The following is a 253-nucleotide window of genomic DNA, read 5'->3' on the forward strand; positions in this document are numbered from 1 at the left end:
CATTCTGGCGGCCCGATACATGATTTCCTGCAATACCGTCTTCAGTCTCCTGCGCTTGGCGGGGTGCCGGATGGGGGAAATCTCTCCGGTCAATCCCAGTTGTCCCAGCAAACGCAGACAGTTGTAGGCAAAAGAAGCCAGATGCACGATGGCATCGTTGGTGTCGAATTTGCCCGAGGGCAAACGCTCCAGGTCCAGATCGCTTTTGAATTCAGAATGAAATTGCTCATGGGTACCATGGTGCTTGTAGAGT

General features: G+C 53.0%; 1 pseudogene. It reads right to left on the reverse strand.

Annotation, left to right across the window (positions count from 1 at the left end):
• A pseudogene (locus tag IV91_RS0115265) lies at window positions 1-253 on the reverse strand (IS1380 family transposase); the annotation flags it as partial.

It is taken from the genome of Ferrovum myxofaciens, assembly GCF_000735045.1.
Taxonomy (GTDB): Bacteria; Pseudomonadota; Gammaproteobacteria; order Burkholderiales; family Ferrovaceae; genus Ferrovum; species Ferrovum myxofaciens.